Origin of the sequence: Corynebacterium uropygiale, assembly GCF_021568315.1 — a bacterium.
GTDB classification, from domain to species: Bacteria; Actinomycetota; Actinomycetes; order Mycobacteriales; family Mycobacteriaceae; genus Corynebacterium; species Corynebacterium uropygiale.
On record NZ_JAKGSI010000001.1, the window covers coordinates 673,853 to 691,754 of the forward strand.

Consider the following 17,902-nt stretch of genomic DNA (forward strand, 5'->3'; position numbering starts at 1 on the left):
GAAGGTAGGCGCAGGAGCTAGGTGACTACTACGGGACGCTTTCGGGCGGCACGCCGTCGGGTGGATGTCGTGACGAAGACGGTGGATATTGCAGAGGACGCCGCGCCGGAGGTCTTCGGCATTCATGATGGGCACCTCGCGATCATCGAGGACATGGTCGGGGTGGACTGTCGGGCGAGGGGGGCAACGCTCACGCTCCGCGGGCCGGGGAATCGGGTGGCCCACGCGCTGCGCGTCGTGTCGGAGCTGGAGGCGCTGGCGGAGCGCGGGCACGCCGTGAGTCCGGACGCCGTGCGCCACACCATCTCGCTTGTCGCGGCGGAGGATCCGGCCTCGGTGGCGGATGCCCTCGGGCATGAGATTCTTTCGTGCCGCGGCAAGGTCATTGCGCCGAAGACGGTGGGGCAGCGCAGGTACGTCGATGCCATTGATGAGAACACCATCGTTTTCGGCCTCGGACCTGCGGGAACCGGGAAGACCTACCTGGCGATGGCCAAGGCCGTCCAGGCGCTCCAGGCCAAGGAGGTCTCACGGATCATCCTCACCCGGCCGGCCGTCGAAGCGGGGGAGAAGCTCGGCTTCCTCCCCGGCACCCTCAATGACAAGATTGACCCCTACCTCCGCCCCCTCCACGATGCCCTGCGCGACATGGTGGATCCGGAGACGATCCCGCGCCTCATGGACTCCGGGATCATCGAGGTGGCCCCGCTGGCCTACATGCGCGGGCGGACGCTCAACGACGCCTTCGTCATCCTCGACGAAGCCCAGAACACCACCCCCGCCCAGATGAAGATGTTCCTCACCCGCCTGGGCTTCGGCTCGACGATGGTCGTCACCGGCGACATCACGCAGGTGGACCTTCCGCACGGGCAGCTCTCGGGCCTGCGGGTGGCCCGTCGAATCCTCCGCGACGTCGAGGGCATCCACATCGCGGAGCTTGGCAGCGCCGATGTGGTGCGCCACCACCTCGTGACCCGCATCATCAACGCCTACGAGGAGCATGATCGGCTCCGCGCGGTGGGCTGGGAGAAAGAAGAAGAGGCAGAGATTCCTGGGAGTGAACGATGAGCATCGAGGTCTTTAATGAATCCGGCGAGGCCAGCGTCAATGAGTCCATGCTCATCGACGTCATGAGCTACGCCCTCCGCCGCCTCGACGTCCACCCGGACGCCGAGGCCAGCATCCACATCGTGGACCTAGAAACCATTGCTGACCTCCACGTTCGCTGGCTCGATCTGGAGGGCCCCACCGACGTCATGAGCTTCCCCATGGACGAGCTCACCCCGGGCTCCGCCATGGGCGGGCGCCCCGATGCCCCCGACGCCGGCCCCGCGATGCTCGGCGATATCGTCCTCTGCCCCGCCTTCGCCGTCAACCAGGCCAAGGCCGCGGGCCACGACCTCGGCCACGAGCTCGCCCTCCTCACCGTCCACGGCACCCTCCACCTCCTCGGCTATGATCACGCGACCCCCGCCGAGGAGCGTGAGATGTTCGCCCTCCAGAATGAGATCCTCGCCGATTGGTACGACGACCTCGCCCGCCGCGAGGTTTCCTACCAGCCCCGACCCACCGGTCCGGCGGCCTTCCCCGAGGCCTCCCAGCGCAGCGACATCTTCGCGGATGGTGAATAGTGCTCCACTATCCCATTGCCGTCCTCGTCCTCGTCACGGTGCTCGCCCTGGGCTTCGCGGGGCTCGTCGGCACCCTGGAGTCCGCGGTCTCCTCGATTTCGCGCGCCCGCGTCGAGCAGCTCGTCAAGGATGAGCGCCGCGGCGCCCGCGCTCTCCTCCACGTCGTCGACGAACGCGCCGTTCACATCAACCTCCTCGTCCTCCTGCGCACCCTTCTCGACGCCACCGCCGCGATCTTTGCCGCCGCGGTGGCCTCCCGGCTGTGGCATGACTCGGGCTGGGTGATCGTCGCCGCGATCGTCGCCGTCGGCCTGGTCTCCTTCGCGATCATCGGCGTCTTCGGCCGGACACTGGGCCGCAAGAACCCGTACACGATCTGCCTCTCCTCGGCGGTGGTGTTGCAGATGGCGGCCCGGATCTTCGGGCCGATCACGAAGATGCTCATCTGGGTGGGCAACATCCTCGCGCCGGGGCCGGGCTTCCGCGATGGCCCCTATGCCACGGAGGTGGAGCTCCGTGAGATGGTGGACATCGCCCAGGAGCACGGCGTCGTCGAGATCGAGGAACGCAAGATGATCCAGAACGTCTTCGACCTCGCATCGACCACCGCCCGCATGGTCATGGTCCCGCGCCCGGAGATGATCTGGATCGAGGCCGATAAAACCGCTGGTCAGGCCACCTCGCTGTGTGTGCGATCGGGACACTCGCGGATCCCGGTCATCGGGGAGAATACCGATGACCTCGTGGGCGTGATCTACCTCAAGGACCTCGTAGAAAAGACGTATCACCTGGCCGACGGCGGGCGCTCCGTCACTGTCGCGGAGGTCATGCGCGAGCCCGTCTTTGTCCCGGATTCCAAGCCCCTCGACGCGCTCCTCCACGAGATGCAGGTGGCCCGCAACCACATTGCCATCCTCGTCGACGAGTACGGGGCGATCTCCGGCCTCGTCACCATCGAGGACATCCTGGAGGAGATCGTGGGGGAGATCAGCGACGAGTATGACGCCCTCGAGCTCGCCCCCGTTGAGCGGGTGGGGGAGCGCCAGTGGCGCTGCGTGGCCCGGCTGAGCCTCGATGACCTGCGCGAGGCGCTGGAAGAGGACATCGAGGAGGAGATCAGCTTCAGCGAGGACACCCTCGACCAGGTGGATACCGTCGCCGGCCTCGTGGCCTATGGCATGGGCCGGGTCCCGCTGCCCGGAACCTCCGTCACAGTGGAGGGGCTGACACTTACCGCGGAGGGAGGCACGGACCGGCGCGGACGGCTCCGCGTCAACACGGTTCTGGTTGAGCTGCCGGAGCGCTCGCCCCAGGATCCCCGGGGCGAGGGCGAGGACGGGGCCCGCTAGGATCCGGAGGCCGTCGTCACCACCGTCATGAGCTGGCTTTCCTTCTTCAGCTGGTGGAGGTCCACGGCGATCGCCACGCCGACGCAGAGCAGACGCTCCTCCTCCCCGAGCCCCTCGCGGAAGCTCAGCACGTAGGAGGCGGCGTCCACCATCTCCGCGCGCACCCCGGACCACTGGCGCGACATGCTCATCCACGTGGCCGTGGGGTCCTTCTCATCAGAGCTCAGGCGAAACTCCCGGTCAGAGAGCGAACCGATGACGTCGAGCTCCTCCTCGCCCGCGCAGGTGACGTGAAGTGAGGTGCCCTTCCACCCGTGGCGGCTGATGACGCGGGCGAGCTCCGTGCCCTCGGGGCTGAGGATCTCGAAGGAGTCGCGCAGGACGTTGACGGGGTCGGTGATGGTGAGGAGATGATCGCCGTCTGGCTCGCTGACGAGGTGCACCCGGCGGTTCCCCATGAGGAGGCGGCGGGCCGTCGAGCCCTGGGCCTCACTCCGCGCAATAGTGCGACCCTGCGGGGTGGCGAGGACGAGGCCCTCGCGACGACGCTTCCGAGGCCGCGTGAGGTGAAGAGTGGAGAGGGATCGGAGTGCGTCAGTCATGGTGCCATTTGTACACGACTATGATCACCCACTAGAACCTCTTCCGACACAGTCCCAGCGAATATCCAGGAGATAATCATCAACTTCACTGACACGCCGGACGGCTTCCGCTCCGGCTTCATGAGCTTTGTCGGCCGCCCGAATACCGGCAAGTCCACCCTCACGAATGCGCTCGTGGGGCACAAGATCGCCATCACGGCGAACCAGCCCGAAACGACACGCCACCCCATCCGCGGGATCGTGCACCGGGAGGACGCGCAGATCGTCGTCGTGGACACGCCGGGGCTGCACCGCCCGCGCACTCTCCTGGGGGAGCGGCTCAACGAGATCGTCAAGGACACCTACTCGGACGTCGATGTCATCGGGCTCTGCGTGCCGGCGGATGAGAAGATCGGGCCGGGAGATCGCTGGATCCTCGAGGCCGTCCGCAAGGTCGCCCCGCGGACCCCGCTCCTGGGGATCGTGACGAAGATCGACAAGGCCAGTCGTGACGAGGTGGCCGCCCAGCTCGTCGCGCTCCATGAGCTCCTCGGCGAGAACGCGGAGGTCGTCCCCGTCTCCGCGCGTTCCCACGAGCAGCTCGACGTCCTCCTCGACGTCGTCACCTCGCTGCTGCCCGAGGGGCCGCGCTTCTACCCGGAGGATCACCTCACGGACGAGGACGTGGAGACCCGCATCGCCGAGCTCATCCGCGAGGCCGCTCTCTCGGGCCTGCGCGACGAGCTCCCGCACTCCGTTGCGGTGGAGGTGGACGAGATCCTGCCGGACCCGGAGCGGGAGGGCGTCCAGAATGTCCACGCCGTGATCTACGTGGAGCGCCCGGGCCAGCGGCGCATCCTCGCAGGCCCTGATAATCGACGGCTGCGGCGCATCGTTTATCAGGCGCGCCCCGCCATCATGGAGCTTCTCGGCACGAACGTCTACCTTGACCTGCGGATGAAGGTGCTAAAGAACTGGCAGTCCGATCCGAAGTCCCTCGGCCGGTTGGGCTTCTAGGTGGCCCGCCGCGGCAGCTACCGGGACCGGGCGGTCGTCGTCCGCACCTATGATTTCGCGGAGGCCGATCGGGTGGTGGTCCTGCTCACCCGCGAGCACGGGGTTGTGCGAGCGGTGGCGCGCGGGGTGCGGCGGGCGAAGTCGCGCTTCGGCTCGCGGGTGCAGCTGTTCGTCGACCTCGACGTCCTCCTCTACCCGGGCGCCAACCTTGCCACGCTGAGCGGCGCGGACACGGTGCACTTCTATGGCTCGGGGATTATCGAGGACTACGAGCGCTACACGGCGGCGTGCGCGATCCTGGAGATCGCCGAGGGACTCGCCCACGCGGACCCGGACCCCCGACTCTACGAGGCCGTGGTGGACGCCCTGGCCCGCATGCAGCACAGCCCGGAGCCGGTCCTCGAGCTCGACGCCTTCGCGCTCACCGTGATGAGGGTGTCCGGCTGGGCCCCGCAGCTTTTCGCCTGCGCCCAGTGCAATGCCCCGGGCCCCCACCACTCCTTTCACCCGGCCTCGGGCGGGGCGGTGTGCTCCCACTGCCGCCCGCCCGGCTCCTTCGATGTGGACCCGGAAGTCCTCCACCTTATGTGGTTGCTCTCCGAGGGGCACCGCGGGATGGTCCTTGGTGCCGCCCGCGCGCATCCCGAGTACCTCCACCAGATTCATCGTCTCACGGTGAGCCACCTCCGCTGGCACGCTGAGGTGCGCCTGCCGAGCCTCGCTATTTTCGACCGGGGTTAGGGATGGCACAATAGTCCCCGTGACTGCTCTAGAACCGCCGAACATTCCTGCCGAATTCCTGCCCCGCCACATCGCCCTCGTCATGGACGGCAACGGGCGCTGGGCCCAGGAACGTGGCTTGCCGCGCACCGAGGGGCACAAGCGCGGGGAGGCCGTGCTCATGGAAGCGGTCGACGCCTGCCTCGCGATGGGCGTCCCGTACCTGTCTGCTTATGCCTTTTCGACGGAAAACTGGCGCCGCTCCACCGATGAAGTGCGATTCCTCATGGGCTTCTCCCGGGACGTGCTGCGCCGCGAGCGGGACATCCTCCACGAGAAGGGCGTCCGGGTGCGCTGGGCAGGGCGCCGCCCCCGACTGTGGCGCTCCGTCATCCGTGAACTCGAGGCCGCCGAGGAACTTACCGCCGGCAACACTCGCATGACGCTGGCGATGTGCGTGAACTATGGCGGGCGGGCGGAGATCGTCGACGCGGCCCGCGCGATCGCCGCCGCCGCGGCGAAGGGGGAGATCCGGCCCGAGCGGATCACCGAGAAGAACTTCCACGAGTGGCTCGATGAGCCGGACATGCCGGATGTCGACCTCTTCCTCCGCCCGAGCGGGGAGAAGCGCATCTCGAACTTCCTGCTGTGGCAGTCCGCCTATGCGGAGATGGTCTACCAGGATAAACTCTTCCCGGACTTCGGCGCGGAGGACCTCTTCGATGCGGTCCGCGAGTACGCGCGTCGGGATCGTCGATTCGGGGGGACGCGCTGATGGAGGAGGAGCAGCAGATGACGGACGTGTCCCCGCCCTCGAAGCGGCAGATTGCCCGCTGGCGTCGCTATCTTGCCAACGAGCGAGCAGAGGCCGCGGTGTACCGCGAGCTCGCGCACCGCAAGACGGGGGAGGAGCGGGAGATTCTCCTCGCCCTCGCGAACTCCGAGTCCCGCCACGAGCAATTCTGGCGCGCGAAGCTCGGCGACTACGTGGGCATGCCTCGGCAGCCCGATTTGTCCACCCGATTCATGGGCTTCCTCGCCCAGCGTTTTGGCTCGGTGTTCGTGTTGGCGCTCATGCAGACCGCCGAGTCGCGCAGCGCTTACCTCGACGACGCCGACGCCCCGGAGCAAATCGCCGCCGATGAGCGCATCCACGCCGAGGTCGTCCGCGGCCTCGCCGCCCGCGGCCGCGAGCAAATGTCGGGCGCTTTCCGCGCCGCGGTCTTCGGCGCGAACGATGGCCTCGTCTCCAACCTTGCGCTCGTCATGGGCGTGATGGGCAGTGGCGTGTCGAGCACCGTCGTCCTCATCACGGGTGTGTCGGGCCTCCTCTCCGGCGCGCTGTCCATGGCGGCCGGCGAGTACGTCTCGGTGAAGTCCCAGCAGGAGCTCCTCGAGGCCTCCGAGCCGGACGAAGAGGCCGATGATGCCCTCCCCATGCTCGACGTCGACGCCAACGAGCTCGCCCTCGTCTACCGCGCCCGCGGCCTCAGCCAGGAGGAAGCGGAGCACAAGGCCCAGGATGTGCTGGCCTCCCTTCACACGACGACGGAGCCCCCGCGCAAGAGCGAGGCCTTCGGCCGTGGCGGCCAGTCGATCACGGGGGTGGGCGGCGCCTGGCAGGCGGCCATCTCAAGCTTCCTCTGCTTCGGAAGCGGGGCGCTCCTGCCCGTGCTGCCCTTCTTCTTCGGCCTCAGCACGACGACGGCCGGCATCGTGGCGATCATCCTCGTCGCGATCGCCCTCCTGTGCACCGGTGGGACGACAGGCATCCTCTCCGGGAAGCCGCCGCTGGGGCGGGCGCTGCGCCAGCTGGCGATTGGCTTGGGCGCGGCGCTGGTCACGTGGGGGCTGGGGAGCCTCTTCGGGCAGATCACCGGGGGATAGGGGCCGGGGCTTCGGGGACCGCGGATTGTGGGCCCTGCGGCCTTAAGCGGCGGGGGAGTCGGGGTGCTCGTCGGATTGGCACGAGGGGCAGAGTCCGTAGATTTCCGCGTCGTGTCCCGTGAGCTGGTAGCCGAACTGCTGGGCCACGCTCTGCGCCCATTGCTCGACGGGCCCGCCCTCGATCTCCTCGGCCTGCCCGCAGCGGGTGCACACGAGGTGGTGGTGATGGGCGTCGCTGTCGCAGCGGCGGTAGAGGGTTTCCCCGCCGGCCATGTGGAGGACGTCGACGGCCTTCATCTCAGACAGAGACTGAAGGGTGCGGTACACCGTGGTGAGCCCCACCTTCTTGTCCCGACGGACAAGCTCGGTGTAGATGTCCTTGGCGGAGCTAAACGTCTCGAGGTCGTGCAGGACGTGGATGATGGCATTGCGCTGCCAGGTGTTGCGCGGCCCGAGTTTGGGTACGGATGGTGACGTCGTAACCATGTGACTCCCCTCAAAAGCGATAACGATGTCGTGTACTCAAGTGTAATCCGCAGTCCGCTTTATTGGAAATGTATTGGAAAAGCGGTGTGTGGTGAGACTGGGAGGGGCGTCGGGATGGCGGCCCTCTTAGCTCGGATCCATGGGGGACATCCCGGGGACCGGCCGGGGGGAGGGGTTGGGGATGGTGTCCATGACGGCGTGCGGGCGGACGATCGCCGCGGCGCCGAGGGCGTTCTCCCCGCCACTCGCCTCGGTGGATTCGGCGGAGGATTCCTTCTTGGCCCGGCGATCGGCGAGCTCGTCGACCTCCCCGGGCTGTCGCCCGCTGAGCTCCGTGCCACCGTCCGGGCCCGGGTTGTGCCCGGCGACCCAGGAGATGAGCGCGGGGATGTCGGTGCGAATGAGGCGGTAGATGACCTGCTTGCCCTTGCGAGTGGGGGCGACGATGCCGGCCTGCTTGAGAACGCGGAGGTGCTGGCTCACCAAAGGCTGGCTTTGGTCGAGCGAGGTGACAATCTGGTGAACATATAAGGGGCCCTCGGCGAGCATCAATATGATCTGGGTGCGGAGGGGTGAGTTGAGCGCGCTGATGATTGTTGCTGCGCGACTCAGGTCGTCCTTGCTGAGCGTCTCCTCTTTGTTCTGTATCACGCTGTTAGCCACCATTCATCTCGGTTGCCAAATCGTTAATGAATAATAGACATGGGGAGTGTGATCCCCCTAGGTCATATTAACGGAATTTTGCATGAAACCGTTTGTATCATTCCTTCAGGGCTGAAATCTGGGGCGTGAGCAGGGTATATGCCAGAGGTCTTATATTCCGGGAGTGGTGGGAAACTGCGCCCACTTCTGTGGCGAGCGTCTCACGATGTGGGATGCCCGGGGGAGGGGCTGCGGGGCGAGGGTCGGCTCGCCCTTAGCCCGGCCCGCCGTACGGCCCCTTGCCTCGACCGTTAGAATGAGGTGAGTTTCCCCCACTGGGGATATCCCTGTCTGGTGCTCCGTCGCAGAGTTGAAGAGGAGAACGAACGTCACCATGGCGAATAAGTCCGTCATCGATACAGTAGTGAACTTGTGCAAGCGCCGCGGGCTCGTCTACCCGGGCGGTGAGATTTACGGCGGAACCCGCTCGTCCTGGGACTACGGCCCCCTCGGTGTGGAGCTCAAGGAGAACATCAAGCGGCAGTGGTGGCGCCACATGGTGACCTCGCGTCCCGACGTCGTCGGCGTCGACACCTCCGTCATCCTGCCCCGCCAGGTGTGGGTCTCCTCTGGGCACGTGGAGGTCTTCACGGATCCGCTCGTCGAGTCCCTTCACACACACAAGCGCTATCGCGCTGACCACCTCATCGAGGCCTACGAGGAGAAGCACGGGCACCCGCCGGCAAACGGCCTGGCGGACATTCCGGACCCGGAGACCGGGCAGCCGGGCAAGTGGACCGAGCCGAAAGCCTTCTCTGGCCTGCTCAAGACGTTCCTGGGGCCCGTCGACGACGAAGAGGGCCTGCACTACCTCCGCCCGGAGACCGCCCAGGGCATCTTCGTGAACTTCAAGAACGTGCTCACCTCCGCGCGGATGAAGCCGCCCTTCGGTATCGCGAACATCGGGAAGTCCTTCCGCAACGAGATCACCCCGGGCAACTTCATCTTCCGCACCCGCGAGTTCGAGCAGATGGAGATGGAGTTCTTCGTCAAGCCGGGGGAGGACGAGGAATGGCACCAGTATTGGATCGATGACCGCCTGCAGTGGTACATCGACCTGGGCATCAAGCCGGAGAACCTCCGCCTCTACGAGCACCCGAAGGAGAAGCTCTCCCACTACTCCAAGCGGACTGTCGACGTCGAGTACGCCTTCGGTTTCGCTGGCTCCACGTGGGGCGAGCTCGAGGGCGTGGCCAACCGCACCGACTACGACCTCCGCGTGCACTCGGAGGGTTCGGGTGAGGACCTCAGCTACTTCGACCAGAACGACAACGAGCGCTGGATCCCCTACGTCATCGAGCCGGCGGCCGGGCTTGGCCGTGCGATGATGGCCTTCCTCGTGGACGCCTATCACGAGGATGAGGCCCCCAACGCCAAGGGTGGCGTCGACAAGCGCGTGGTCCTCAAGCTCGACTACCGCCTCTCCCCGGTGAAGGTGGCCGTGCTGCCGCTGTCGAAGAAGCCAGAGCTCAAGGGCGTGGCGGAGAAGATCGCCAATGAGCTGCGCGGCTACTGGAACGTCGACTATGACGTGTCCGGCGCGATCGGCCGCCGCTACCGCCGCCAGGATGAGATCGGCACGCCCTTCTGCGTGACAGTCGACTTCGACACCCTGGAGGACGACGCCGTCACCGTCCGCGAGCGCGACACCATGGACCAGGAGCGCGTGAAGGTCGCCGACCTGCCCTCCTACCTGGCCCAGCGACTGATTGGGTGCTGACATGCATTACACCTCCTGGACCCGCCGCACCGAGCACGGCGCTGACCTGCTCGTTGAGGATGGTCCCGACGTTCTGGCCCACTTCAGCCACGACGGCGTGAATGGGACGGCCCTGGTGCAAGGGGAAACGTGGACGAGCGTCCACGATCCCGAGAAGGGGGCGAGCCTCACTCGCCCCTCCGGGGAGACCTATGAGTTGATTGGACAGCTCACCAAGGACCACGAGTTCCAGGCCTCCCTCCGCGGCACCCCGCTGCGGCTCATCAACGAGCAGCGCAATGACTGGATCATCGAGGACGCCAGCGGAACCAAGATTGCCCAGTTCTCGGGCGGAAACAACGGCGTGCGCCGCGCGATCCTCGAGTTCGAGTCCGATCATGAGGGTGACCTGGAGACGGACCAGACCATCGCTCTGAGCTGGTTTGTCCGGCTGCTCCTCGAGCACCGCCTGGACAAGTCGAGCTGGGCGATCCTCGGGACGGTCCTCCTCTTCGCCATCGTCGGGATCATCGCGATCCTCTTCATCGTCTAAGGGGGCGCCGTGGCGGGGCGAGACCGATTCATGCATGAGCGCGAGGGCATCTGGACCTGGTCCGGCAATGACCTCATCGATCAGCAGGGCGGCATCGTCGCCTCCGTCATTTCCGACGTCATCTACCTCGGCGAGGAGCGCCTCCTCATCGAGTCCAGCCCCGGCCCCTGGCACTTCCGGGCGCGTGCTACCACCGGGGAGGGTGAGGTCTACACCCTCATCCAGAACTCTCTCAGCGTCGCCCGGCTGAGCGCCGACTGTGTGGGCCGGCGCTACACCCTGGAGCGCACCTCCCCGTGGCGAAAGGAGCGAAGGATCCTTGACGCCTCGGGCGCCCCGTGCGCGGTTGTCACCCCACGGGTCTCGGGGAAAGTGGAGGTGAGCGACGCGGTGGATTATGCGCCCCTGCCCCTCATTGATGCGGTCTTCCTCAGTTGGGGGTGCGTCCTCGTGGACTCACCGGTGCGTCGGCCGCGGGTCTAGAAGCGCCCGCCGGTGGAGCTCCCACCGCCGCCGCCGAAGCCTCCTCCGAAGCCTCCGCCTCCCCCGAAACCTCGGCCAAAGCCACCCCGCCCGCCCTGGAGGAGGGCGTTGGCGACCATTCCGGCGACGATAGCCCCGGAGACATCCGGCGTGCGCTGGCTGCGCTCATACTCTTCCACAGCGGACTGCATGAGGGTGAACGCCCGGCGGGCGGTGTTTCCCGCTTCCGTGGCTTTTGCCGTGGCCGCGGCCGTGTCCTGGGTGCGCAGCGTCAGAGATTCGGCGAGGAGCCGCTGGGCTTCGCGCAGCCGCGTCCGCGCTTCCGTGCCGATGAGCGGCCCGCGGCTGGCGAGGAGGTCTTCTGCCTGGCGGATGAGCGCCTGGGCGGAGTCCGTGGCCTGGCTGTGGAGCGCTAGGCGGCGCTCCTGGTCCGTGGTGATGGCGCGGACGCGGTCGAGGGCATCGTCGAGTCGGGCGTCGAGAGCCGTGAGGCGGGAGTACACGCCGAGGGGGTCGTTCTTCGCTTCCTCCGCCGTGGAGCTGAGCTCGGATTCGGCCTCCTGGAGGAGGGAGTCGAGGGCATCCCAATCCGCCGGGGCGCCGTGCTGGCGCCCGCTCTCCGCGAGCTGACGGGCCTCAGCGATCTCTCCGTCGATTTCGGTGCGAAGGTCGCCAAGGTGGGCAGTCGCGCGGCGGAGGTCATCGTCGGCGTTCTCGATGGCGCGCAGCTGGGCGTCGGTCACGGCGAGGGCCTCATCGACCTCGTGAATCATGTCGACGAGGGAGCGCTGCTGGCCGGCGGGCTTGTCGCTCACGGCGCGGGCCTCATTGAGTACGCTCTCGGCGCGGCTGAGCGCCTCCTTCGCGGTGGCGGGGTTGTCCTCGAGGGATCGGAGCAGTTCAGCAGGATGGCGCTCGTGCAGGCCGGACAGGATGCCTTTTGCGGCATCGAGGCGGCGGTGTTCCTCGACCGTCCGGGCGAAGAGGGCATCGATGGTGTGCGGCGCCTCGATGAGCTCCCGGCGTAGGGCGGCGAAGTTCTCTGATTCCTCATCGAGGGCCTGATCGGCCTGCCCGCAGGAGGAGATGATCTCCGCGAGGATTCGGCGCTGCTCCTCCTCGGTCTCGGGGATGGCATCGTAGAGCTGTTCGCGCAGGTGGAAGGCCCTCTGGAGGGTCGTGGTGGAGTGGTTCAGCGCGCGGATGAAGGGGCGGGTGCGCTCTGCGCCGAATTCTTCTTGGGCGCGGTCGAGCTCTTCGCGGGCCCGCCGGACGGACAGATCGGTGCTGGTGAGCTCTTCCTCGGCGCGGGAGCGCAGGGTTTCCGTGGGGAGCATGCTGATGCTCCGGAGATCGGCGGGGTCAAGACCGCGGGCATCCGCGAGGAGTGCCTCCTGCTTCTTCTTCCGGGAGCGTCGCGCGAGGAGCACCCCGCCGCCCACCCCGAGCACCAGGACGGGCACCGCCACGCCGGCCCCCACCCCGAGGATCTTCCCGGCTGACTGAGATGAGGAGGAGGCGCTGGCCTCGGCAGCGGCCGTTGCTGCCTGGGCCCACTCACTCGCCGCGAGGTGCGGGTAGGCGGCATCCCAGATGCGCTTCTCCGAGCCGGAAGGCCACCCACTGCCCGTCCATATCCCGCCGTCGCGCGTGCTCGGCACGATGGCCAGCACCGCGGCCTCATCGCTGCGAAGGGCCTGGCCGGCCTGGCGCGCCCACTGCTCCGCCGAGATCCCGCCGGTGTCCTGGAGGAAGACGATGTAGAGCGGCCGATGAGTCTCGGCAACACGGCTGGAGAGCGTGGAGCGCAGCGCCTCGGCCTCGGAGGGACTCAGCGCGCCCGCCTCATCGGTGAGGAGGTCCTCAAATCCGGCCTGCGGGGCCGCGAGCACCACGGGGCTCCCAGCGGCGAGTGCGTGCGTGCTGGGCTCGGCAGCCTGCGCAGGGCTGAGCCCAGCAATGGCCAGGAGAGAGCAGATGCCCACGCTGGAGAGGCCGAGGGAGAGAGCGGCGGGGAGGCGTCGAGAACGCAGCGAAGTCATGACCCCAGGATAGTGGTGGGGTCGGACATGACCCCTCCGTGTGCTCTGAGCTGGGGCATTCTGGTAGAGCTGGGGGAGTGAGAACGCGTCGTGTGCTGAGGGGAGTGCTGGGGGCGGTGGGCCTCGTGCCGGCGGTGGCCGTCCTTCATTCGGGGCGGATCCTGTGGGGCGGCCGCCTGCGGGAGAGCGCTCCTGCCGTGGACGCCGCGCTGGTGCTCGGCATGGCCCACCACAATGGCGTGCCGGGGCGCTATTTTGCGGGGAGGCTCCGCCACGCCGCTGAGCGCGCGCTCGAGGACCCCTCGCTCGACGTCTGGGTCCTGGGCGGCACCGCGGTGGGGGAGGAGCTCTCGGAGGCGGAGGTCGGCTGCCGCGAGCTGCAGCGACTGGGCGTTCCGGAGGCGCAGATCCATCCGAGCCCGGAGGGCTGCGACACGCGCGGTTCGCTCCTCGCGCTCCTTCGCGCGCAGCCGGAGATCCAGCACAACAGGCTCAGTATCATCACCGACCCGCACCACATGGTGCGCGCACGGATGCTCGCGCGGGAGTGCGGGCTGCGCTGCGCGGCCGATCCCACCCCGTATTGCCCCGTCACGGTGAGGGAGAAGTCCTGGTGGGTGTTTCTTAGCCACGAGGTGGGAGGGCTCGTCGTCGCGGACTGCGCCCAGCTGGCGGGGCGCCGGGTGGCGCGACGCTGCGAGGACATCCTCCGAGCCATCGACGGCTGCATTCGCCCGCATCGGCGCCTGCGGCACGCCCAGATCAGATCGGCAGACTCCGCAGCTCAGCGGGACTAAACTGAGCTCATTATGTACGAGTACCAGGCTTGCGACCGGGAGCGTCGCTGTGCAGAACACGTGAAGGGCAGCGCCTGGGCGGGGAGCGTCGAGGAACAGCGGGGGGCTTTTTCGCGTGACCGCGCGCGGGTGCTGCACTCGGCGGCGCTGCGTCGGCTGGCGGATAAGACGCAGGTCGTGGGCCCGCGCGATGGGGATAACCCGCGCACCCGGCTCACGCACTCCCTCGAGGTCGCCCAGATTGCGCGCAGCCTCGGCGAAGCCCTCGGGCTCGACGCCGACCTCTGCGAACTCGCCGGCCTCTGCCACGACATCGGCCACCCGCCCTATGGGCACAACGGGGAGACGGCCCTCAACGAGGTTGCCGCCCAGTGCGGCGGCTTCGAGGGCAATGCCCAAACGCTGCGCATTCTCACTCGCCTGGAGCCGAAGATCCTGGGCCCCCACGGCGAGTCCTTTGGCCTCAACCTCAGCCGCGCGGCCCTCGACGCCTCCTGCAAATACCCGAAGACCGCGATCGCGGAGGATGGGACGCTCCGCCGCAAGTATGGCTGCTACGAGGAGGATCGCCCCATCCTCGAGTGGATTCGCCGCGGGCGCACTCCCGGCGACCTCCGCCCCTCCATGGAAGCCCAGGTCATGGATTGGTCGGACGATATCGCGTACTCCGTCCACGATGTGGAGGACGGCATCGTCTCCGGGCGCGTCCGCCTCGGCGTCCTCTGGGACCTCGTCGAGCTCGCTGCCCTCGCAGAGAAAGGCGCCCGCGCTTTCGGCGGCACCCCGGAGGAGTTGCTCGATGCCGCCGGCCGCCTCCGCGAACTGCCCATCATGAATGCTGCTTCTGACTTCGACGGCAGCCTCGCGGGCTTTGTCGCGCTGAAGACGATGACCTCGGAACTCGTCGGCCGCTATATCGGCGCCACGCTGAGTGCCACGGCGTCGGAGCATGATGGCCCGGTAGGCCGGCAGCACGGCAAGCTCGTCGTCCCGCCGGATGCGGAGGCGGAGGTGCGCCTGCTCAAGACCATCGCGGTCCTCTACGTTATGGACGCGCCGCAGCACCTGGACCGGCAGGATCGCCAGCGGGAGCGGATCCACCGGGTTTTCCACTACCTTCAGGCGGGCGCGCCAGGAGCGCTGGACCCCATGTTTGGCGCCTGGTGGGAGCAGGCAGAGAGCGAGAGTGCCGCGCACCGGGTGATTATCGACCAGATGGCGTCGATGACAGAATCCCGGCTGGAACGGGTGGACCGGATTGCGGCGCAGTACTCGCCGAGGATCGAGGGGCTCTGCTTCTAGCGGAGGAGCGCGATACCGAGGTCCTGGATGACAGCAAGGATCCGGCGTTCCTCCGCCTCCGTGAGGCACCAGTGGGCGCAGATGATCTGCTCGACGTGGAACTCGCGGAGGAGGTCGGCGAGGCCGTCGAGGTTCGTCGGGGCCGGGCGCTCGTCGTGGCAGAGGGCGTCTCCCACGGCGGCGAAGAAGTCTGGGCAGGTGCGGATGGCCGAGGTGATGAGGATGGGGTTAGCTGTCAGCATCGGGAATTTCGCAGAAGGACTCGTAGTGATCGTCGGTGTAATACCAGTGCTCAGGCGAGGAGGCCGGATCACCTCCGGTCACGATACGCCGGGCGCCTCGGTGAGAAACCCCGGGTGTCTCGACCGTGTACTCGCGGTAATAGTTCCGCGATTGCTCGGGGAGCCGCCCCTCGTAGTTTCCGAAGCGTACCCCATCGTTATCGGGATGAGGAAAAGGGCCGCCATGATGAATGAGCTCGACGGTGTCCTGCGCTTCCTGGGGGAGCGTGGAGACAGCGCAGGTGCTCGTGGACTCGGCGGAGCTGCGGGCGGACTGCGTCGCGGCGTCGTGATCGAGGACGTCGTAACCAATCCACCCTCCGCCGCCAAGGAGAACGACGGCTCCCAGCGCCAGCGCGCTGAGGCGGGAACGTGAGGGTCCGGTCATAGGGGGATTGTCCCACGCGCCCCTCGCGGCAGATTACAGTGGTGGCCATGGCCAAGGGAAGGATACCCCAGAGCGACATCGACGCGATCCGCGAGCGCACCCCCATCGAGGAGATCGTGGGCGAATATGTGCAGCTCAAGCCGGGTGGCGCTGATTCCTTGAAGGGTTTGTCCCCCTTCAAGGAGGAACGCACCCCCTCCTTCCACGTGCGGCCCAACCACGGCTACTACCGCTGCTTCTCCACCGATCAGGGCGGGGACGTCTTTGACTTCCTCATGAAGATGGAGCACGTGACGTTCCCCGAAGCGGTGGAGATGTGCGCGGACAAGATCGGCTACCGCATTTCCTATCAGGGCGGCGGCCCCGGCAGGCGCGAGGACGCAGGAACCCGCCACCGCCTCATCACCGCGAACAAGGCGGCGCATGAGTTTTATCAGGAGCAGCTGGAGACGGCGGAGGCCAAACCGGCCCGGGACTTCCTCCTCCAGCGGGGTTTTTCCTCTGAGCACGCCCATCACTTCGGCTGCGGCTACGCGCCCGGCGGCTGGGATGCCCTGCTCAAGCACCTCGTGCGCAAGGGTTTCGAGCCGAAGGAGCTGGAGGCCGCGGGGCTCATCCGCATGGGCCGTCGTGGTCCCATCGACCAGTTCCACCGGCGCCTGCTCTGGCCCATCCGGAACATCGCCGGCGATGTCATCGGCTTCGGCGCGCGCAAGCTCTTCGAGGATGACAAGCTCGGCAAGTACCTCAACACCCGGGAGACGATGCTCTACAAGAAGTCCTCGGTCCTCTTCGGGCTGGACCTCGCGAAAAAGAGCATCGCGTCGAAGCACCGGGCGGTCGTCGTCGAGGGCTACACCGACGTCATGGCGATGCACGCCGCCGGGGAGACGACGGCCGTCGCGGCCTGCGGCACGGCCTTCGGCGAGGACCACCTGCAGATTCTTCGCCGCCTCATGCTCGACGACAACTTCTTCCGCGGCGAGCTCATCTACACCTTCGACGGGGACGAGGCCGGGCAGAAGGCCGCCATGCGCGCCTTCTCCGGTGAACAGAAGTTCACGGGCCAGTCCTTCGTGGCGGTGGCCCCGGAGGGGATGGACCCCTGTGACCTGCGCCTGGCCAAGGGAGATACGGCGCTGCGCGACCTCATTGCGGATCGCCACCCGATGTTCGAGTTCGTCATCCGCTCCATGCTCAACGACTTCTCCCTCACCACCGTCGAGGGGCGCCTCCAGGCGCTCAATCGCACGGTTCCCGTCGTCGCGGGTATTCGTGACCAGGCTCTGCGCAAGGAGTACGCGCGGATGCTCTCCGGCTGGGTGGGTTGGGGTGATCCCGACGAGGTCGTGGCGCGGGTCATGCAGGAAGCGCGGCATCCTTCCCAGCCGGAGGGACCGCGGCGGCGTGTGCGTCGGGAGGAGACTCAGAGCCAGGCCTCCAGCCCGCGGGAGCACGCCCTGCCACGCCCCAATCCGCGCGACCCGGTGCTCTGGCCCCAGCGGGAGAGCCTCAAGGCGGCGCTCCAATACCCGGAGCTCGCGAGCAGCTACTTCGATGGGATCCCCGAGGATGCCTTCACCCACCCGGCTTACCGGGCGATTCGGCATGCGATGGGGGAGGCCGGCGGCTGTGCCTCTGCGCAGGGGGAGCCCGGCGTCGATTTTCCGTCCCGCGTCGCGCAGAACCTGCGGGATGAGACGGCCTCCTCGCTCATCAGCGAGCTCGTTGTGGAGGAGATCCGGGTGGAGGCGGACAGCCTCGAGGCCTACATTGACTCCGCGCTCTCGCGGCTCCAAGAGGTGCAGGTGGGCAACCAGATTGCGGAGCTCAAAGCGCAGCTCCAGCGCATGCGCATGTCCGATGACCAGGAGGCCTATAACGCGATCTTCGCGGACATCATCGCCCTCGAGGAGGCGCGGCGCTCGCTCAATGATCGCGCCTTCCGCCGGCGCTTCTAGAAGGCCGGGGCCCTTCGGCTGCT

Annotated in this window: 19 protein-coding genes; 13 read left to right on the forward strand and 6 right to left on the reverse strand. The window is 67.3% G+C overall.

Going from position 1 to position 17,902, the window contains the following annotated elements; genetic code table 11:
• Positions 1-21: 21 nt before the first annotated feature.
• Genes L1O03_RS03205 through L1O03_RS03215 form a run of 3 tightly spaced genes read left to right on the forward strand, consistent with a single transcriptional unit; the run spans position 22 to position 2,980 of the window.
• The gene (locus L1O03_RS03205) at positions 22-1,068 is read left to right on the forward strand and encodes a PhoH family protein (RefSeq protein ID WP_420830276.1); all 1,047 of its coding nucleotides are present in this window, start codon (positions 22-24) and stop codon (positions 1,066-1,068) included.
• On the forward strand, positions 1,065-1,631 hold the full coding sequence (gene ybeY, locus L1O03_RS03210; RefSeq protein WP_236117960.1) for an rRNA maturation RNase YbeY: 567 nt from the start codon (positions 1,065-1,067) through the stop codon (positions 1,629-1,631). The genes L1O03_RS03205 and ybeY overlap by 4 nt, the downstream gene beginning before the upstream one ends.
• Positions 1,631-2,980: a hemolysin family protein gene (locus tag L1O03_RS03215; protein ID WP_236117961.1), complete on the forward strand. Its 1,350-nt coding sequence runs from the start codon at positions 1,631-1,633 to the stop codon at positions 2,978-2,980. Before ybeY ends, L1O03_RS03215 begins: the two co-directional genes overlap by 1 nt.
• Here L1O03_RS03215 and L1O03_RS03220 read toward each other — a convergent pair.
• Positions 2,977-3,582, reverse strand: coding sequence for a hypothetical protein (locus L1O03_RS03220; protein WP_236117962.1), 606 nt, complete (start codon positions 3,580-3,582; stop codon positions 2,977-2,979). The two genes, L1O03_RS03215 and L1O03_RS03220, sit on opposite strands and share 4 nt — an antisense overlap.
• Before the next feature lie 78 nt (positions 3,583-3,660).
• Between L1O03_RS03220 and era the strand changes: the two genes are divergently transcribed.
• The 4 genes from era (at position 3,661) to L1O03_RS03240 (ending at position 7,185) form a co-directional block, all read left to right on the forward strand.
• On the forward strand, positions 3,661-4,578 hold the full coding sequence (era, locus tag L1O03_RS03225) for a GTPase Era (RefSeq protein ID WP_236118061.1): 918 nt from the start codon (positions 3,661-3,663) through the stop codon (positions 4,576-4,578).
• Complete coding sequence (recO, locus tag L1O03_RS03230; protein ID WP_236117963.1) at positions 4,579-5,319, forward strand: DNA repair protein RecO; 741 nt, start codon at positions 4,579-4,581, stop codon at positions 5,317-5,319.
• 82 nt (positions 5,320-5,401) lie between these two features.
• Positions 5,402-6,073 (forward strand): isoprenyl transferase, encoded by a 672-nt coding sequence (locus L1O03_RS03235; RefSeq protein ID WP_268913775.1) that lies wholly within the window; start codon positions 5,402-5,404, stop codon positions 6,071-6,073.
• Positions 6,074-6,090: 17 nt separating this feature from the next.
• Positions 6,091-7,185 carry a VIT1/CCC1 transporter family protein gene (locus tag L1O03_RS03240; RefSeq protein ID WP_236117965.1) on the forward strand — a complete coding sequence of 365 codons (1,095 nt, stop codon included), beginning with the start codon at positions 6,091-6,093 and terminating at the stop codon, positions 7,183-7,185.
• 42 nt (positions 7,186-7,227) lie between these two features.
• On the opposite strand, the gene L1O03_RS03245 is transcribed toward L1O03_RS03240, so the two are convergent.
• Together L1O03_RS03245 and L1O03_RS03250 are read right to left on the reverse strand one after the other, a co-directional pair.
• Positions 7,228-7,671 carry a Fur family transcriptional regulator gene (locus L1O03_RS03245; RefSeq protein ID WP_236117966.1) on the reverse strand — a complete coding sequence of 148 codons (444 nt, stop codon included), beginning with the start codon at positions 7,669-7,671 and terminating at the stop codon, positions 7,228-7,230.
• A gap of 126 nt (positions 7,672-7,797) precedes the next feature.
• Positions 7,798-8,322: an ArsR/SmtB family transcription factor gene (locus L1O03_RS03250; protein ID WP_236117967.1), complete on the reverse strand. Its 525-nt coding sequence runs from the start codon at positions 8,320-8,322 to the stop codon at positions 7,798-7,800.
• A 385-nt stretch (positions 8,323-8,707) separates the two neighbouring features.
• On the opposite strand from L1O03_RS03250, the gene L1O03_RS03255 reads away from it, so the two are divergent.
• The 3 genes from L1O03_RS03255 to L1O03_RS03265 are packed head-to-tail and all read left to right on the forward strand — an operon-like array spanning position 8,708 to position 11,108.
• The gene (locus tag L1O03_RS03255) at positions 8,708-10,093 is read left to right on the forward strand and encodes a glycine--tRNA ligase (protein ID WP_236117968.1); all 1,386 of its coding nucleotides are present in this window, start codon (positions 8,708-8,710) and stop codon (positions 10,091-10,093) included.
• A 1-nt stretch (position 10,094) separates the two neighbouring features.
• Entirely contained in the window at positions 10,095-10,625 is a 531-nt protein-coding gene (locus tag L1O03_RS03260; protein WP_236117969.1) for a hypothetical protein, read from the forward strand.
• A gap of 9 nt (positions 10,626-10,634) precedes the next feature.
• Entirely contained in the window at positions 10,635-11,108 is a 474-nt protein-coding gene (locus tag L1O03_RS03265) for a hypothetical protein (protein WP_420830277.1), read from the forward strand.
• On the opposite strand, the gene L1O03_RS03270 is transcribed toward L1O03_RS03265, so the two are convergent.
• Entirely contained in the window at positions 11,105-13,150 is a 2,046-nt protein-coding gene (locus tag L1O03_RS03270; protein WP_236117970.1) for a TPM domain-containing protein, read from the reverse strand. The genes L1O03_RS03265 and L1O03_RS03270 overlap by 4 nt on opposite strands.
• 77 nt (positions 13,151-13,227) lie before the next feature.
• Between L1O03_RS03270 and L1O03_RS03275 the strand changes: the two genes are divergently transcribed.
• Positions 13,228-13,947, forward strand: a complete 720-nt coding sequence (locus tag L1O03_RS03275) for a YdcF family protein (protein ID WP_236117971.1) — start codon at positions 13,228-13,230, stop codon at positions 13,945-13,947.
• A gap of 12 nt (positions 13,948-13,959) precedes the next feature.
• A complete protein-coding gene (locus tag L1O03_RS03280) occupies positions 13,960-15,249 on the forward strand; it encodes a deoxyguanosinetriphosphate triphosphohydrolase (RefSeq protein ID WP_236117972.1) in 1,290 nt (429 codons plus the stop codon).
• Here L1O03_RS03280 and L1O03_RS03285 read toward each other — a convergent pair.
• Positions 15,246-15,491, reverse strand: coding sequence for a hypothetical protein (locus tag L1O03_RS03285; RefSeq protein ID WP_236117973.1), 246 nt, complete (start codon positions 15,489-15,491; stop codon positions 15,246-15,248). The genes L1O03_RS03280 and L1O03_RS03285 overlap by 4 nt on opposite strands.
• Entirely contained in the window at positions 15,478-15,918 is a 441-nt protein-coding gene (locus tag L1O03_RS03290) for a guanyl-specific ribonuclease (protein WP_236117974.1), read from the reverse strand. Before L1O03_RS03290 ends, L1O03_RS03285 begins: the two co-directional genes overlap by 14 nt.
• Positions 15,919-15,959: 41 nt before the next feature.
• Between L1O03_RS03290 and dnaG the strand changes: the two genes are divergently transcribed.
• A complete protein-coding gene (dnaG, locus tag L1O03_RS03295; protein WP_236117975.1) occupies positions 15,960-17,879 on the forward strand; it encodes a DNA primase in 1,920 nt (639 codons plus the stop codon).
• The last annotated feature ends 23 nt before the right edge of the window (positions 17,880-17,902 follow it).

What these genes read in the sequence shown, in the direction of transcription:
- L1O03_RS03260 (WP_236117969.1), top strand. Translation starts at nt 10,095, where the DNA reads ATGCATTACACCTCCTGGACCCGCCGCACCGAGCACGGCGCTGACCTG.
- ybeY (WP_236117960.1), top strand. Translation starts at nt 1,065, where the DNA reads ATGAGCATCGAGGTCTTTAATGAATCCGGCGAGGCCAGCGTCAATGAG.
- L1O03_RS03220 (WP_236117962.1), bottom strand. Translation starts at nt 3,582, where the DNA reads ATGACTGACGCACTCCGATCCCTCTCCACTCTTCACCTCACGCGGCCT.
- L1O03_RS03240 (WP_236117965.1), top strand. Translation starts at nt 6,091, where the DNA reads ATGACGGACGTGTCCCCGCCCTCGAAGCGGCAGATTGCCCGCTGGCGT.
- L1O03_RS03245 (WP_236117966.1), bottom strand. Translation starts at nt 7,671, where the DNA reads ATGGTTACGACGTCACCATCCGTACCCAAACTCGGGCCGCGCAACACC.
- L1O03_RS03255 (WP_236117968.1), top strand. Translation starts at nt 8,708, where the DNA reads ATGGCGAATAAGTCCGTCATCGATACAGTAGTGAACTTGTGCAAGCGC.
- L1O03_RS03290 (WP_236117974.1), bottom strand. Translation starts at nt 15,918, where the DNA reads ATGACCGGACCCTCACGTTCCCGCCTCAGCGCGCTGGCGCTGGGAGCC.
- L1O03_RS03235 (WP_268913775.1), top strand. Translation starts at nt 5,402, where the DNA reads ATGGACGGCAACGGGCGCTGGGCCCAGGAACGTGGCTTGCCGCGCACC.
- L1O03_RS03280 (WP_236117972.1), top strand. Translation starts at nt 13,960, where the DNA reads ATGTACGAGTACCAGGCTTGCGACCGGGAGCGTCGCTGTGCAGAACAC.
- L1O03_RS03285 (WP_236117973.1), bottom strand. Translation starts at nt 15,491, where the DNA reads ATGCTGACAGCTAACCCCATCCTCATCACCTCGGCCATCCGCACCTGC.
- L1O03_RS03270 (WP_236117970.1), bottom strand. Translation starts at nt 13,150, where the DNA reads ATGACTTCGCTGCGTTCTCGACGCCTCCCCGCCGCTCTCTCCCTCGGC.